Below are 16,726 nucleotides of genomic sequence, written 5' to 3'. Positions count from 1 at the left end.
TGCATGGATAGGTCGATCAATATAGTGGAGTTATCACGTGAATCATAGATATTCATTTTTGTTCAGTAGTCTATTGGCTGTTGGCATATTACAAGGATGTGGAAATAATTCCTCATCAGATCAATCGGGCAATGACTCCAATAGCAATCACCCATCAAATTCCAATTTAATTATTGACCAAGATTCAACGAGCTGTAGCAAACTGGTACAGGATGGTTCCAGTGTGGTGGTGGGTTCAGACCAGAATGGTGATCCAGCGGCCCCCGAAGGTGCGTCAGGCTATCGATTAAACAATACGGTTAAATATGCTGATCAATATATGGTGGTCGCGAACACGCCATTGGCAGTAAAGGCGGGATGCGAGATTTTAAAAGCGGGTGGCAGTGCCGTTGATGCGGCCGTTGCGGTACAGGCGGTATTGGGATTGGTTGAGCCACAATCCAGTACTATCGCAGGCAGTGGCTTTATGATGTATTACGATGCCAAAAGCAAAATGGTCACAGCTTATGACGGGCGAGAAACTGCGCCTGCCGCAGCCAATGAATACTATCTGATTCGACAGGATATACATGATCCAGAATCTGCAGCCCCTGTACCAAGTACCCGCCGTAGCGGACGTTCGATCGGGGTTCCTGGGGTGATGCGATTACTGGAACAGGCTCAGCAGGAGCATGGCAAACTGAAATGGGATCAGCTTTTTAATCAAGCCATTGATCTGGCCGATCATGGTTTTCGCATTCCGGGGCGTCTGGCCGATGCCATTGCAAGTAATGCCGACCATTTGGCACTGGATGCCAATGCGGTATCGACCTATTTCTACCCAGATGGTACACCGAGAAAAGTCGGTGAAACCATGACCAATAAAGCTTATGCCAAAACGCTGGAAGCACTGGCAAGCCAAGGTGCAAAAGCCATGTACAGTGGGCCAATGGCGCAGAATATCGTGGCAAAAGCTGGACAAACAATCGGGGACGATGCTGCCCGTACACCGATTACTCCAAGCTTGATGACTTTACAGGATTTATCGAATTATCAAGTTAAAAAACGCACGCCAATCTGTACGACTTACCGTGACCGTTATTATGTGTGTACCATGCCACCGCCATCCTCAGGAGGAATTGCAGTTGCACAAACACTGGGTATTCTAGAGAACTTCGATATGAGCAAATATCCGCCGAAACAGCCAGAAAATGAAGGCGGGATACCCGATGTCATGGGCGTACATTTAGTTTCTGAGACAGAGCGCTTGGCCTATGCAGACCGTGATAAATATGTGGCAGACACTGACTTCATTTCATTACCCGCGAAAGGCATTGCCAGTTTGCTTGATAAAAACTATTTAAAACAACGGGCCGCATTGATCAGTCCAGATCAAAGTATGGGGGTGGCGCAAGCAGGTCAATTCGACTCAAATGCGGGCATCGATAAGACAGTTGAGCATGGTACTACACAGTTCACCATCGTCGATGCTTATGGCAATGTGGTATCCATGACATCGACAGTCGAATCCAGTATGGGGTCATTTCATATGGTCGATGGTTTCTTGTTATCCAATCAGCTAACCGACTTTAGTGCCTACCCTGTCGATCAAACAGGGGCCTTGTTGGCCAATCGGGTGGAAGAGGGCAAACGTCCACGCAGTACCATGGCACCCACTTTGGTATTCAAAGGCACCACAGCTGATGAATTTTATATGGCAACAGGTTCACCGGGCGGTGGCACCATTATTCAATATGTGGTTAAAACCTTGGTTGGGGCATTGGACTGGAACCTGAATGCCCAGCAGGCAACTTCGCTGGTGAACTTCGGTGCTACCAATAGCCCTAATACTAATATTGATAGCTCAAACGACCAGTTGTCTTTGCTGGAACTGATTGATGGTTTAAAAGCAAAAGGGCATGGTATTTCCAATACGGCACAAACCAGCGGTATTGCCACGATTATGAAAGTCAAAATTGATAATCAAAGCAAATATGCTGGTGGTGTAGACCCACGCCGTGAGGGCATTGTGTTAGGTAATGGTGCATTATAAGTTTATATCGAGAATGCTGTCTTTGTGGCAGCTTGTTTTAATTCAGGTCTTGAAAAACCAAGTTCAGCAACAATATAGACTTATAAGCGCATATTTTGTTCGATGCTTAGAAATTAACATTTAAATTCTAGCCATCTATGTTATCATTGCGCTGTACTTTGGGGATGTTATTGGCTTCGACGCTGGTGATGAAACTCATAGATGCATGCCGAGAGCGCATTTCCTCTCGTAAATAAAATTTGCATTTTAATAGTCGCAAACGACGAATCATACGCTCTAGCTGCCTAAGGGCAGCTTGTCCGCTTCACTGAATACTTGTGGTCAGTGAACCCGACTGAAGCGCACGCACACAAGTCCGTATAGTGTTGAGCCTCGGGACACTATACCAAATCTAGAGGATCGCACTTTGTACCCTGTTCGTCGGGTCGCTTAGTGTTAAAACAATAGACGATATCTAAGCATGTAGTATTCTCGAGTGTAGTGCTGGCGGACGCGGGTTCAACTCCCGCCATCTCCACCAAAATATTATTAGGGATTGTTCGATCCGATATAAAAAAGCCTTTAAGTTCAATACTTGAAGGCTTTTTTATTTGCCTGTTTGTCCGATATCATCCGACTTGATTTGACCTTATTTTTTGCCTTTATGAAGGGAATAGTATGCTAAAAGTTAGCTTCTTGCCTTCTGGATTACGATGGATTCCGTTCACCAAAGGAGATTACTGGGTTCTAGGAGTTGATTCTAATTACCGTGTCGCATTGGTCGGAGGCCCATCTCATAAGTACCTGTGGATATTATCAAGAGATCCGAATCTGGATGCGGCAACGTATCAATCGTATGTGCAAACTGCACGGGATTATGGATATGATGTGTCTAAGTTGGTTCGAACTCCGCAGAAATAATAAATGAAAAACTGTCACCGTTTTCATAAACATTTAAACAAGCCCTTGATCTTTCAAGGGCTTGTTTATTTAAAGCTTTTATATCTCCGAATTTGTACTCATAGAACGTGCTTTACGGTCAGTTAGACGATCATAAAAACCAGCTGCGGAGAAAGCGGTTTTAAAAGCACACCACTGCAATGGTTCAGGGAGGGTCGAAGGCGTTTTATGATACAGGGCTGTTAAAATAGGATTCTCAATGCCTTTGATTTTCTCGGCAAGTAACTGCCCCATAAAGGACTGAGTAGCAAGCCCATGCCCAGTACAGCCAGCAACATAGATTATATTTTGATGCGTTCCTGTAGTACCTACCACAGGCAGAAAATCATATGCCACGCTAACGTAACCACTCCAGCAGTGCTTAATACCAAGACCTTGCAAGGTAGGATGACGTTCACGCAAGGTCTGTGCCAGTGCAGCATAGGCATCTTGATCTGGCACATTAGGAGTCTTTGAACCATAAACATAATTTAACTTCTTCACCGTCAACACCATCGTATTGTGTGCTGTGAGACGATGGCTCTCCATCATCAAATGCGGTGTAATAATTCCTTCTCTATTCTGCCAACCCAAAGATGCCAATTGCTTTGGAGACAACTGTTGGGTTTCAATTGCTGATACGCGTATCGGCGCAACCTTATCACGTAGTAACCCTAACTGAGGTGTGAACGCATTTGTCGCCAATACTACGATTGAGGCAGTTGCACGACCTCGTGGAGTCTTGCAGGTTATCTCCGCGCCTTCACTGTAAGACAGCAAGGGCGTTTTTTCATAGAGCTTAACGCCTGCCTGAATTGCCGCACGACGTAAACCGCCGACATATTTACCAGGATTGAGCGTGCCGCCACGTTGCTCACTACCAAATAGAAACGCTGGTGGAATACCGCGAGCGCGCATCTCTGCTTGATCTACAAAGCGAGTGATTGAACCCAGTTCACGACCAACCTCCATACTGCGACTTAGCCATTTTTCCTGAGAAGGATCAATCGCAGCACGTATGATGCCAGAAGGATTGTAATCACATTGAATTTCCAACTCGGCTAGACGCTTTTCGACGTAGCACACGGCCTCGTCATAAAAATTCACAAATTTTCGTGCGTGCTCAACACCGACGCGTTTTGCGAACATTTCAAACTCAATGCCCATACTGCCAAGCAGATAACCAGCATTACGGCCACTGGCACCAAAGCCACCGAACTCCTGTTCAAGCACAATCACTTTTGCACCACGGGCATTCAGCTCAAGGGCAGTGGAGAGCCCCGCAAATCCAGCCCCAACCACAATGACATCAGCGTTGACAGAGCCTTCCAGCTCAGGCTGAAGATCACTTGGTTCTTCTACCCAGCCACCAAGAGGTCGAAATGGCAATGTGCTTGGATTGTAGTTCGCCATTTCTTCATTGAAATGATTCATTTGCTATCCTTTTATCTTTACTGTACTTGCGTACAGGGTTTGATTTTAAAAGTAATTATTTGGTGGTTTGTTGGTTAGTGGGCTGGAATCAGAGATTCTCTGGAAAGTGTCTGGGAACGTGCTAGTGCGTTATAGGCGTAATACAACTGGATAACAGCATAAGCCCAAGTGATGAATGCCCAGGTCATAAAAATCATATGCGTATCATCGCCAGGGATCGGGAAGAAGTCATAGACGATTGCGACGGCGAGGCTGACGATTAAAGTGAATGTTGTCGCCACGGCATGCAGAGTTTCCCCAGCACGTGCCAAGCAAAGAATGAAGTAGCAGAGATAGATCGCAAGAATCAGCCACATGACGACGTAAAAATACGGGCGTATACCGTCAAAGAAATCGGCCAAGAAGATAACAAAAGTGCCCGCGAATGCAGCGGCGAACAGCAGCACTTCATTCAACGCTGTGGGTTTATAATTATGGGTCAATGCCATTAAGCCTAGTACGGCAATGACGGGCATACCAAAGCTGCGTGAGAATGAATCTAGAAACATTGTAATTGAATAATGAACATGCTCACCCGTTAGCATATACAAAACAAAGTTTGTCGCAGAAAAAGCCACAATCCACCATTCTAGTCCAAGCAGATAATTGTTTTTCTTGAGAAATTTTGCGCCGTAAATCCAGCCCGAAAGCGCCAATACAATACAGGCAACCAGCCCACATATATTGATAATTTCTAGAATAGCGGCATGCAGCATTTCACTATCAGTTAAGATTTTTGCTGTTGTAGCGTCCATTTCGCTACCGGCAGCAAGCCCAAGAATTTTCATGATATGACTTCCCTTAATTAATTGACTGTCATGTCAGTAAAGTAATATGGTATGATTAATTAGTAAACATTTTTTTATTTATGGCGATGATGGAAAACAAGGTAGGAAGACCGAGTAAGGCGCATGAAAGGTCATATGAAATTCTTCAAGCTGCTGTCTCAGTAGTTGCAAAGGAAGGATTAGAAGGTATTACCTTTGCCAAAGTAGCGGAAGCTTCAGGCATGCAACGTACGCTAGTTCATCATTATTTTTCTTCACGTGCAGATTTAATCAATGCTTTCATAGAGCATTACATTGGCGAAATGGGGACTGAAATTATTCATCGTTTCAGTGGAAAACCATTGAGTGATAGAATTATCATGTTATTCACGCCCGAAGTTTATCGGACTCAGGATGATTTGATTGTTTGGCTAGAACTGGTTGCGCAAAGTGCCAGAAATCCCTTGATCAAGCAAATGTTGCATGATCTTTGGACACAGCATTGGCTACCTGATTTTGAAAGTCAGTTGGCACAGGAGTATCCCAAGGCAACTCAAGATGCGATTAGTTCGACAGCATATGTTCTTGCTTGTTTATTTGAAGCATATTGGGGATTCAGTGTTCAAGGTGTTTCGGATACACAAAAACAAAAGCAAATGGAACAAACAGTATTAATGCTGTTGAATCGCTTGATGTAATTTGGTCAGCAGAAAAAATTGCGAAAGATCGCTTAGGAAAAGATGCTCCGAATTAAACCAGCACTCAAGATGCTTTATTTAGCTTATATACCGAGTGGGTATCTTGTTCAGTAAACTATTAGACAATGCGCTAAAAGGGCAAGAAGAGATCCGGAATAGAATACGAGAAAACGAGTGATATAACGAAAAAAGCTAAAGTGCGTTCACTTTAGCTCTGGATGTTTAGTTTTTTACTTTGTATAAACCATGCTCGGTTAAATGTTGGCTCAAGATACGGCGAAGTTCCAATACCGTTTCAGGCTTTATTTGAATAGAATGCCCGCCTTTAATGATTTTCTCTGAAATCGCACCTTCTAAATGGGCACTTTTATAAGGAACAATGCCATCCGTAATGGTATTAGTATCATTACTTTTGGTGATATTGCCCATGATGGAATGAAAAACCAAACCTTCTTTAGGCTGTATATCCGAGGTGAGTTCCATAAACTCTGACTTATTACTCAGATCGCTAGGGCCATTTTGTAGCCTGTTATTGATGGTTCTGACAAAATCTTTAAGATCATCGTCATAGCTCGTGAGTGTATTGGTTAATGTTTTTAAAAATGCTGAGGGCAGTCCAATAATGTTTCGTGCAGTTACGGTGAACCAGCGGTCGGCATAGCTTGTTCCACGATGAGGAGCAGCAAGGAAAATGACGCGATCAAAGTTTGGAATCGGTTCCATCTTTAAGCGTTCGCCTATAACTGGATGTTTTCTCATCCGAGCTTGAACGTGGTTACTCATCATCGGTAAGGCTTCTTTTGAAATATCTGCATGACTGACTAAAAGGCGGCTAATAATTCCTCCCATGCTATGACCAATCAAAACAGCATTTTGAGATGCAGGGTCTTGTGGGTTGAGAGAGGCAAATGTTTGTTTGAGTAAAGCAGAAATCTGAAAGCGACTTTCCAGAATGGGCATATTGGTCGAGTAAAATACTTGCCAAACCTGATAATGCTCACGTAGTGTCTTATCCCCCATAATTTCATTCGTTACAGCAATCCATGCTTCTGGGCTGCTGGCCAGTCCATGAATCAAAACAATCACTTTTTTATTCGGATTATAGGGTTCAAGCATATATAGATGAGGCATAGTCAAACGTTGATTACGGTCAATCAAGGTTAGATATGCAGCAGAGCCTAAGTTATTCTCTGCTAACCATAAACCATAGGGCGCAGAGAAGTTCGCTGCCAGAGAGTATTCTTTATCTTCAATTTTGATCTTTTCTACATTGTAGGGATCATAGATTTTTATTTTGAAATCTGGGCGACTTAATATCTCGCTGAGTGTGGCTTGCTCATCGACTGGCTGGGCAATCAAAGTTGAAGCAAGATAATGGGCTTCATGGATATTGGGATTAACGCCGTTTGGATAAGGATAGGTGAGTGGGTCAAGAATATAGGGATTTCCATTCTTGGGATCATTCTCTTTAGTGTGTAAAACCGCGACAAAATCTGCACCGAAACCATCACGACGGTTAATGGTTCTTAATCCAGAAAAGTTCATATTGTAGCTTGAAGTAAATTTCTCAAGCTTTTTACCTTGTAGTTTGGGATATGAATCAATATCAATCGTATAGGTACTTTCACCAATTTTAATGTTTTCTGGAATCGTTGCAGAAGTATTCTTGGCGCTGTACACATTTACTAATTGGTTGAGTGCCTGATTATAAAAGTCCCGAATTTGCACCTGACGGTTATCAAAAATACGCTCTTGAGGCTGACGAGAAGTCTTAAACAGATAGGCATAGCTGTAACGAATACTTTTATCTAAAGCTTGCAGTTGTTGGTCTAAACATTCATTCACCTGTGGGGCGGGTTTAGCGCTGGTTTTAGGTTTTTTATTTATTTTACAATCATGCGAGTCTGCAAGCGTCAGAGCTCTGGATAGATACAACTCGCTAGCGGCTGATAATAATTGTTCTGTTTGTACCTGAGGAATTTTTTCCAGATCGACAATACATGCATCTGGGTTTTTCATGCACAATTTCATGTCCATATCGGACATATAGAGCAGATTCAGGCTGGCGCCACTCAACTTTCCTTGAGTGAGAATACTGTTACGTTCATTGGCAATCGTAGTATGCAACGTCTGTTTTTTTAGGCTAACCACCTGACAGCCACTTATTATTAGAATGCTAAATACAGTCAGAATACATAGCGGCTGAAATAGAGGAAATGTAAGTCTTGGCATAAATTGACTCTTAAGCATTCTGTTCAGATGAGGGGAGTTTTTGATGCTGCTATTATTTTGAATATTTGTGTAGTGACGATTAGAAAAGTGTGGAAACAGTGTGGAGACCAGAGAGTTAATCAGCTTAGATTGAGTATTTTAGCTGTGTTAGCCAAACCACTGACTCGTGTTGAAGTAAGGACAGTACTGAAGGTGATTTAAAATATGCAGGGCACAGTGCATATAAGTTCTTGCATACCAGTGATTGATTTGATGGTCTAAATGAACTGATAAGAATGTGATGATAATATTTAAAGCATCCAGAAATTTTTAAATATTCAGGTAGTGATTTGCGATAAAAAGCGTAAGAAAACGTCGACTTGATCGACGTTTTCTTACTTTCCAATTTCCAGATACCAAGGCTCAGATAATACCAGTGGTTTTAAATTCCTGAACATTTAACATATCGATTGGACTCATCATCTTACCTTCATGTTCGACAAATCCAACAAAAGTCGTGCTCATATTCCAACCAAGTAATCCTCTTAACTCATCAGGGAAGCTTTTAATTGTTTCGGTGGAGAGAGATAAATTGAACCGTACCGGGTTTGTCGGAGACTCAATATTCTGAGAGACTATTCCGATGAAAAAACCAAACTATACCCCCGAAATTAGAGAAAGAGCGGTTCAATTACTAATTGAATCTGAAAAAGATTATCCATCGAATTGGGCAGCAGTTTCCGCAATTGCTCCTAAAATTGGCTGTACTCCTGAAACACTTCGTGTTTGGTATCAAAAATACTTAGATCAACAAAATCCCGCCAAAGTACAACAGGTATCTGACCAAGAAAAAATGAAGCAAATGGAACGTGAAATTAAAGAATTAAAACGTGCCAATGAAATTCTACGTAAAGCAGCCGCTTTTTTCGCCCAGGCGGAGCTCGACCGCCCACACAAATAATGGTGGATTTTATCCATAACAATAAGGCGTTATATGGTGTTGAAGCGATTTGTAGAATTTTACCGATTGCAGCTTCGACCTATTATCGGGCTTTAGATTTCGTTGATAACCCAGAACATCGAGCGAAACGTGCTCTGCATGATTTACATCATGCAGAGCAAATCAAACGTATTTGGAAAGAAAGTTCAGGTCGATATGGTGTACGTAAAGTTTGGCAAAAATTGAAACGTGAGGGTTATGTTATTGCACGTTGTACAGTTGCTCGATTGATGCAAAAGCTAGGTATACAAGGTGTTTGGCGTGGTAAGAATAAACAAACCACCCGTAGCCGAGATGATCAAAAACGAGCAGATGATTTAGTGAAACGGAATTTTAGTGCTGATCGACCTGACCAATTATGGGTCAGTGACTTTACGTATATTCAAACACATTCAGGCTGGGTCTATACCGCCTTTATTATTGATGTGTTCTCACGAGCAATTGTTGGATGGAAAGTATCTACACGGATGAATACAGATATGGTGCTCGATGCATTGGAGCAAGCATTGCACGATCGAGGCATGCCAAAGAATGTGATTCATCATTCCGATAGAGGTGTTCAATATCTTTCTATTCGCTATACCAATCGTTTAGATGCTGCAAATTTACGAGCATCAGTCGGTACGACAGGTGATTCATACGATAATGCTCTGGCTGAAACGGTGAATGGCTTATACAAAACAGAGGTGATTGAATATTTAAAAGCAGATTGGCAAGGTTTAGCAGATGTACAACTTGCGACACTAAACTGGGTAGATTGGTTCAATAAAAAGCGTGTACACAGTGCACTGGGTTATGTATCGCCTTTTGAGTTTGAAGCAATGTACTATGATAAGATTAACCCGTTAGGTCAGGTGGCCTAACTTAAATAAAAAAGTCTCCGACAAACCCGGTACGGTTCAAATAATGATTTTCTTCCTGTCTGAGAAAGCCCAGATCATAAGACATAGTCAATCCAATACGAGGTGCTTGGCTGACATTGGCACCTCCACCATGATAGGTTGAGCCAATCCAGATTAAAGCATCTCCTGCTTTCATTTCGGCCGCGACGGTTTCATCTTCTTTAGGTACTCTTTGATCATCCCACAAATGGCTGGCTGGAATGACGCGAGTCGCACCATTTTCTTCTGTAAAATCAGTCACAGCAAACATGATTTGTACTCTGGCTTCACGACCATAACCCGGATGTTGCCACATCCATACCGTATCGTCACGATGTAGGGGTTGTGCTTTTTGACCTGGCCAGATCTGAATCGCTTGAGTCACACCAACCTGAATGTCTGGATAGAGTTCAATTCTATTTTCACCGCTCCATGCCTGTAGTGGAGTTTGGAGAATCGCTTTTGCGGTATCTAAAAATACTGGATTCATTGCGACCAATGGCATTTGTGGCAAGCGCGCAAATAAACGGCTCATTCGGCGGGTTTTCGTACCCGCAAAATATTCATCTTCTCCATCTGGAATCAACTCTAATTGCTCAGATAATATTTGATAAATATCGTGGGTCATTTCATCATTTAAAAAATTTTCAATGATGACACCACCATCTCTTTTAATAATCGAAACAATTTCATCGACTTGTGTATCTTTGCTTAATTTGACGAGTGACATAAGAATTCCTTATTCATCCTGATTGATGATATTTCAAAGCATTTCAATGAACTGCTTTGTTGTGCGATTGGTTTGCATACATAACACTTCAGTTTTTAGTCTTCATCGCGATAGCTGATTAAATTTTTGAGGCTGTCGCAGAATGCTATGAGCTTATGTATGTATTTGAATTAAATTATTTTCTACAGTGAAAATTTATAAACTTTCATTTCTCTGGGGTTGTGGAGCAAGTGCCTTTTTCAAGAAACCGATCTGATCATTGAGTACCGCGCCATGCCATGATTCGGTATAAAAATCAAAATGATCAATCGGATATTCCAGCAGTTCAGTAGGGCCTTGAATCAGACGTGCCGTTTTTCGGGCTGGATTTGGTGGTGCGATCTGGTCATTGGAACCCACTTGGATCAAAGCAGGGCACTTCACTTTTTTTGCAAAAGTAACGGGCCGGTTGTATGAAACTTCCAGAGCTGCGCGAGCACAGACCTCATTCCGCCAGGTTGGACCCGCCATTGCGGTATAGCTTTCTTCAGCGCCAGGTGTACTGATCATGGCAGCCGTACCGGGTTGTCCAACAATTGGAATGAGATGAGGAGGGCGTTGAGTGATGGCATGCATTAAATCTTTAATGCCATGACCGATCGCAGTTGTTATCTGCTTTATTCCACCATACTGGAATACTTGTTTTAGAGCGGCTAAACCATCAGTTGCTGGATTCATGGAGACGACAGCCGATATTTTTGAATCTTGGGCAGCAACCACCACCACATGACCACCCGAATAAGACGTGCCCCACAGCGCAATACGACTTCCATCTACATAGGGCAAACTCCGTGCAGTTTCAATCGCAGCATGATAATCCTCACGCTGTTGAATGTAAGAGACATTTTGTCTAGGAGAGCCTGCTGACTCGCCAAATCCGCGATAGTCAAATACCAATGTATCAAAACCTGCTTGGCTGAACGGCTCGGCAAAATCGAGTAATCCTGTATCTTTGGTACCGCCAAAACCTGTGGCCATCACAATGCAAGGCCGTCCTTGAGCTGTCATAAACTCTTCTGAGGTTGCAGGGAGATACCACGCAGAACAGGTAATTCCTTTACTTGTAAATTTAATATTTTCCATTATATTATCCTTGATCGATTTCTATCCTTGATTGCTATTGGCAATAAGAGATATCAATGTAAATCGTTATGTTAAGCCTGAATTTTGATCTGTTCTGGCATTGTTTCTGCCGGAACAACACTTGGCTTTTTCTTAAGCCCAACATCTGTAAAACATAGTTCTTTATCAAAAACGGAACCTTTACGGAGTCGTTCAACATCGAATTTATAATCTTGTTTTACAATCCATGGACCTTGTGTACCTGCCATTGGAAATTGTGCGATGCTTCGTTGAATGTAGCCTGAATTCAGGTCTACAAATGGAATGCGTTTCATGCTTTTATCACTGATGACTGGTGTGAATGTTGCGTACTTATTTTCATCCATGTAATCCAGTAATCTACAGAAGTGTTTCCAGACTAGATCAACTTTTAAGGTCCATGCCAGATTGGTGTAGCCGAATGCGAAAGCAAAGTTGGGAATATCGGATAACATCATTGATTTGAAAATCGTGGTCTCTGGATAAACTATTTTTTTTCCATCCACAATCAATTGTGTCTTGCTAAATGCGACAGCATTGAGGCCTGTAGCGGTCACAATGATATCGGCTTCCAGCGTTTTTCCTGATTTAAGTAAAATCCCTTCTTTGCTAAAACACTCAATATGATCGGTGACCACAGACGCTTTACCCGCAGAAATTGCTTTGAACATATCGCCATCGGGTACAACACACAAACGTTCATCCCACGGATTGTATTTCGGTGAAAAATGAGTCGCTACATCAAAGTCTTTTGGTAGATTTCGTTGTACATCCGAGATTAGAAAGCGACGCATCAGCTTCGGAAAGCGACGACTTAAATTGTAGACGCCCCGAGTTAAGGCAATATTTTTATGGCGGATCAGATCGAAAGCACGTTGTGGTGAGAAAACACGATTGAGAGTATTCGCGATTGCATCTGTACTTGGCGCTGCCATGACATAGCTTGGTGATCTCTGGAGCATGGTAATATGCCCAACCTTTTCAGCCATGGCAGGAATTAAGGTCACGGCTGTTGCGCCACTACCAATCACCACCACCTTTTTACCAGAATAATCGAGATTTTCTGGCCAGTGTTGGGGGTGAATAATGAGTCCTTGAAATTCCTCAGCTCCTTTAAACTCAGGTGTATAGCCGTTATCATAGTCATAATAACCTGTACTCATCAGTAAGAAGCGGGAGCGGAAAGTGGTTAAAACTTTCTGATCTTGACGCTTCACTTTTACTGTCCATAGACCTTCAGAAGATGAGAATTCGGCGCTGCTCATATAATGGCCAAAGCGAATATGAGATTCGATGTCGTTCTCAGTGATCGTTTCTTTTAAATAATTACAGATCATTTGAGCACTGCCAAAAACCCTTTTATTGGTCCACGGCTTAAAGCCAAATGCAAATGACTGCATGTCTGAATCTGAACGAATGCCTGGGTAACGGAACAGGCTCCATGTGCCTCCAATTTCGTCACGACCTTCTAGCAGTGTGAATGTTGTATTTGGTCTATATTTTTTTAAATGGTAGGCTGCGCTAATACCTGAGATCCCTGCGCCGATAATTAAAACATCAGTAATAGTAATTTGATCTGATGTACTCATATCTTTTTCCTCTTCACACGATTTTAATAAATTGAGCATCAGTTAGATTTCTAAGATGATGATTTTTATAATCTTCATTTTCTCTGATGAACAAAGTCCTTGATCCAGTCCACTTTCACTTCGATTTGTATCGAATGAAGTTTAGGCATGTGAATATTATTAAGCTAATAATTACACACTGTCAATGACTCTGTGTAATTATTGCAATATTGTCTATCTGGTTCGGGGGAAAAGAAAATGGGTTAGGGTTGGGTTGAATTAAATTACTGAATTTTATAATTTATATTTTGCTTTTTATTGAGTCATGTTTTTCTGGTTTTGAGTGGGCAGAGAGGGCGAGTAATGGCACAAAGACTTGTCGAAAGATTTATTAATACCTACAATGACTTCATACCAATAGGAATAGGACCATATGACAACTTCTCGCCGTAGACCTAAACATGATCCAAAAGAATCTGAGCGAGAAATATTAAAAGCTGCCGAACAGTTTTTAAATGAACACCATTTTCGTGACCTAAATATTGATGAAGTCATGCGACGCACGGGTTTAAAACGACCAGCTTTTTATGTTCATTTCCGTGATAAACACGATCTTACGCTTCGTCTTGTTGAGAACATTGCCAGAGAATTGTTTAATATCACGGAACGGTGGTTGGCAGGCAATAATCTTCAGGACGATTTAGAGCGAGCCTTGGTCGACTCTATAAATGTCTATGTACAACATGGTCGTTTATTAAGGGCCTTTGTCGAAGCAGCAAGTGGAGATGAACGTGTTGATAGTGTCTATCGAACTATAATTCAAGACTTTATCAAGGCGGCTGCTCAACACATAAGAGCAGAACAACTGGCAGGAAATATTAAAAAAAATTTGGATATCGACGAAACAGCAAAAGCGCTGATTTGGTTAGAAGAACGTTATCTTTCGGAAGCATTTGGGCGTTCATCTCATGTAGAACCCGAGGTCGTTATCAGGGTACTTCGAAATATTTGGACTTCAACACTTTATGTGAATAAATAAAAAATTCATTTATACATTTTATTGCTTTTATATTTAAAAATATTTTATTTGTCAGTTAATTGCATTGAATGTAATTATTCCATGCAACAGTTTTTTGCATAAATTACACACAGTCATTGACACTGTGTAATTTATTTATCAGTATGTTATTTGTCCATTTAATCCTGTTTTCTTGTGAATAAATGGATAAGGAGATATCTCATCATTCGTGTGGTGAAACAAAAAATTATAATTTCAGGATGAATTTAATAATGGAAAAATCTATATGCAAGGAAAGTGTGGGCTTACCTTGGTTATTATCGAAAACCAGAGAGGTGAATAGACATAAGGGCTTGAATAGCTCATTTTCTAATATCCATCGGTTCCACTTCGCTCCTATTATGTTTGGCATAATAGGTGTGTTGATCAGTAATTATACCCAAGCCTCCGCACTTGATCAGTCTGGTCAGTCTATACTGCCATTTTTAGAGAATGGTCATTATTTTGAAGTCAATGCCTTTGCTGTTGACGCTTCAGTTTCTGGTGTCGTGCATGATCGTCCAGATCTTGTGCGTGCAAATCAAAGCCGTGAAACAGGTGATATTGGGCAAAATGTGCAATTTTATACGGCTGCATTGAAGCTACAATTAACCGATCAGTTTAGTTTCGGCCTGCTTTACGACCAACCATTTGCTGCAAAAACCGCATATCCACTTCGCTCCAACAATAGCTATTCAGATAATGATTTTAGTCATGAAGGCACATCTGTAAATGTGGAAAGTCAGGATTTGAGTTTTATATTTGGATATTCACCTTTTAAGAACTTTCAGATTTATGGCGGGCCTGTTTATCAAGAGGTTAAAGGAAAAGCTTCTTTTCGAGGCATGGCGTATACAGAGGCTTTTAATGGTTACGAGGCGAATTTTAAAGAAAAGGGAGAGTTGGGCTGGCTTGCTGGGGCGAGCTATCAAATTCCAGAGATTGCGTTGAAAGCGGCTGTTACTTATCGCTCTAAAATCAAATATAAATTTCAGGTCGAGGAAAGTATATTTGGTGAACCTTTGCACTATGTCGAAGCAGCAAAAACGACAATCGAAACCCCTCAATCCGTGAATATCGATTTTCAAACCGGGGTTGCCGAAAACACAATTGCTTATATGAATTTAAGATGGGTGAATTGGAAAGATTTTAATATCCGCCCAACGCAATATAATGCGCTTACAGCAAGTTATCTGGATGAACTTACGGGAGGCGCATACACGGAAGGTGTTGATTTAGATTCTTATCAAAAAGATCAATATAATGCAACGGTAGGAATTGGTCATCAATTTACAGAGAAATGGAGTTTTACCACCGATGTTGGTTGGGATTCAGGGACGGGTAATCCTGCTTCAACGCTGGGGCCAATGAAGGGATCATGGTCCATTGGACTCGGTGCGCAATTCAATCCTGCTCAGAATTATTTTATCGCCGCTGGTGTTAAATACTACTGGTTAGGAGATGCCAAGTCTGAAGATAGCGCTTACTACTTACCTGTCGAAGGGATTAAAGAAATGGCAGAACAGGCTGAATTTAAAAATAATCATGCTATCGCTTATGGTTTAAAAATTGGTTACCGATTCTAGAAGTAAGAGAAGGAGTGGTTGAGTTTAGCCACTTCCTAAAAATACAAAAACGCAGGGGGGCAAGTTTGGGTAAATTTAAGTTGTATTAAAATAAAATATAGATAAAACCGTATGTTGCTGGTTTGATTCAACTGACGCCATCTCCACCAAAATATTATTCGGGATTGTTTGATTCGATATGAAAAAGCCTTTAAGTTCAATACTTAAGGGCTTTTTTATTTGCCTGTTTGTCCGATATCATCCGACTTGATCTCAGCTTATTTTTGCCTTCTGCGGATAATTATTGGGAAAATTTCCCCAATTTTTTTAGTCTAGATAAAGTGTAAATACAAATGAAGCTTGGCGATACAGAATGCAGAAAAGTACAGCCAAAAGAAAAACGATATCACCTGTCGGATGAGAAGAAGCTATCACTTCTTGTGGCAACATCAGGGCAAAATATAGGAACATATGCTTTATTGTTGTTGGTGAGCCTAAGTCAGAATCACTAAGGTGCATTGAATCTATTTATTATTGCAACATTCTGATAACGACAAACACTTTATACTTGCCAATCTGGACTATGACGTGGTCGGTAATGGCGAAGTTCACGTATTAAAGTGTAAAAACAGTCGGTAAGTAAAGTTCAACAATCATAGACCTCATCCCCTTATATTGGGTTGTAT

Annotated in this window: 11 protein-coding genes, 1 other RNA gene, 2 pseudogenes and 1 other annotated feature; of the genes and pseudogenes, 7 read left to right on the top strand and 7 right to left on the bottom strand. The window is 41.5% G+C overall.

Going from position 1 to position 16,726, the window contains the following annotated elements; all coding sequences use genetic code 11:
* The first annotated feature begins 37 nt into the window (after positions 1 to 37).
* From ggt to F895_RS19330, 3 genes and pseudogenes are all read left to right on the top strand, one after another.
* Positions 38 to 2,032 carry a gamma-glutamyltransferase gene (gene ggt, locus F895_RS15505; protein WP_005239160.1) on the top strand — a complete coding sequence of 665 codons (1,995 nt, stop codon included), beginning with the start codon at positions 38 to 40 and terminating at the stop codon, positions 2,030 to 2,032.
* A 160-nt stretch (positions 2,033 to 2,192) separates the two neighbouring features.
* Positions 2,193 to 2,552, top strand: a transfer-messenger RNA (tmRNA) gene (gene ssrA, locus F895_RS19335).
* A gap of 125 nt (positions 2,553 to 2,677) precedes the next feature.
* A pseudogene (locus F895_RS19330) lies at positions 2,678 to 2,932 on the top strand (lipocalin family protein); the annotation flags it as partial.
* 78 nt (positions 2,933 to 3,010) lie between these two features.
* Here F895_RS19330 and F895_RS15510 read toward each other — a convergent pair.
* Both F895_RS15510 and F895_RS15515 read right to left on the bottom strand, forming a co-directional pair.
* Positions 3,011 to 4,384 (bottom strand): NAD(P)/FAD-dependent oxidoreductase, encoded by a 1,374-nt coding sequence (locus F895_RS15510; protein ID WP_005239157.1) that lies wholly within the window; start codon positions 4,382 to 4,384, stop codon positions 3,011 to 3,013.
* A gap of 74 nt (positions 4,385 to 4,458) precedes the next feature.
* The gene (locus tag F895_RS15515) at positions 4,459 to 5,211 is read right to left on the bottom strand and encodes a thioredoxin domain-containing protein (protein ID WP_005239155.1); all 753 of its coding nucleotides are present in this window, start codon (positions 5,209 to 5,211) and stop codon (positions 4,459 to 4,461) included.
* 80 nt (positions 5,212 to 5,291) lie between these two features.
* Here F895_RS15515 and F895_RS15520 point away from each other — a divergent pair, with 80 nt between their 5' ends.
* Complete coding sequence (locus F895_RS15520; protein WP_005239153.1) at positions 5,292 to 5,888, top strand: TetR/AcrR family transcriptional regulator; 597 nt, start codon at positions 5,292 to 5,294, stop codon at positions 5,886 to 5,888.
* A 222-nt stretch (positions 5,889 to 6,110) separates the two neighbouring features.
* On the opposite strand, the gene F895_RS15525 is transcribed toward F895_RS15520, so the two are convergent.
* Together F895_RS15525 and F895_RS20420 are read right to left on the bottom strand one after the other, a co-directional pair.
* Positions 6,111 to 8,120, bottom strand: a complete 2,010-nt coding sequence (locus F895_RS15525; protein WP_005239151.1) for an esterase/lipase family protein — start codon at positions 8,118 to 8,120, stop codon at positions 6,111 to 6,113.
* Between the two features lie 402 nt (positions 8,121 to 8,522).
* Positions 8,523 to 8,690 (bottom strand): annotated as a pseudogene (locus tag F895_RS20420) (phytanoyl-CoA dioxygenase family protein); the annotation flags it as partial.
* 52 nt (positions 8,691 to 8,742) lie between these two features.
* Between F895_RS20420 and F895_RS15535 the strand changes: the two are divergent.
* Positions 8,743 to 9,962, top strand: a protein-coding gene (locus F895_RS15535) for an IS3 family transposase (RefSeq protein WP_107114716.1) whose coding sequence is annotated in 2 segments (ribosomal slippage) — positions 8,743 to 9,019 and positions 9,019 to 9,962 — 1,221 coding nt in all. Because the reading frame shifts where the segments join, the coding sequence is not laid out codon by codon here.
* Positions 9,018 to 9,134, top strand: a sequence feature (AL1L pseudoknot). It overlaps the preceding gene by 117 nt.
* Position 9,963: 1 nt before the next feature.
* Here F895_RS15535 and F895_RS15540 read toward each other — a convergent pair.
* The 3 genes from F895_RS15540 to F895_RS15550 all read right to left on the bottom strand — a co-directional run bounded on the left by F895_RS15540 (position 9,964) and on the right by F895_RS15550 (position 13,439).
* Positions 9,964 to 10,710, bottom strand: a complete 747-nt coding sequence (locus tag F895_RS15540) for a phytanoyl-CoA dioxygenase family protein (protein WP_005239149.1) — start codon at positions 10,708 to 10,710, stop codon at positions 9,964 to 9,966.
* 195 nt (positions 10,711 to 10,905) lie between these two features.
* Positions 10,906 to 11,832, bottom strand: coding sequence for an alpha/beta hydrolase (locus tag F895_RS15545; RefSeq protein WP_005239147.1), 927 nt, complete (start codon positions 11,830 to 11,832; stop codon positions 10,906 to 10,908).
* A gap of 71 nt (positions 11,833 to 11,903) precedes the next feature.
* A complete protein-coding gene (locus F895_RS15550; protein ID WP_005239146.1) occupies positions 11,904 to 13,439 on the bottom strand; it encodes a flavin-containing monooxygenase in 1,536 nt (511 codons plus the stop codon).
* A gap of 412 nt (positions 13,440 to 13,851) precedes the next feature.
* On the opposite strand from F895_RS15550, the gene F895_RS15555 reads away from it, so the two are divergent.
* Positions 13,852 to 14,457, top strand: a complete 606-nt coding sequence (locus F895_RS15555; RefSeq protein WP_005239144.1) for a TetR/AcrR family transcriptional regulator — start codon at positions 13,852 to 13,854, stop codon at positions 14,455 to 14,457.
* A gap of 251 nt (positions 14,458 to 14,708) precedes the next feature.
* Positions 14,709 to 16,061 (top strand): OmpP1/FadL family transporter, encoded by a 1,353-nt coding sequence (locus F895_RS15560; RefSeq protein WP_005239143.1) that lies wholly within the window; start codon positions 14,709 to 14,711, stop codon positions 16,059 to 16,061.
* Positions 16,062 to 16,726: the final 665 nt, after the last annotated feature.

This window comes from Acinetobacter sp. CIP 64.2 (assembly GCF_000369645.1).
Lineage (GTDB): Bacteria > Pseudomonadota > Gammaproteobacteria > Pseudomonadales > Moraxellaceae > Acinetobacter.
This window is presented reverse-complemented; position numbering and strand designations above follow the sequence as displayed.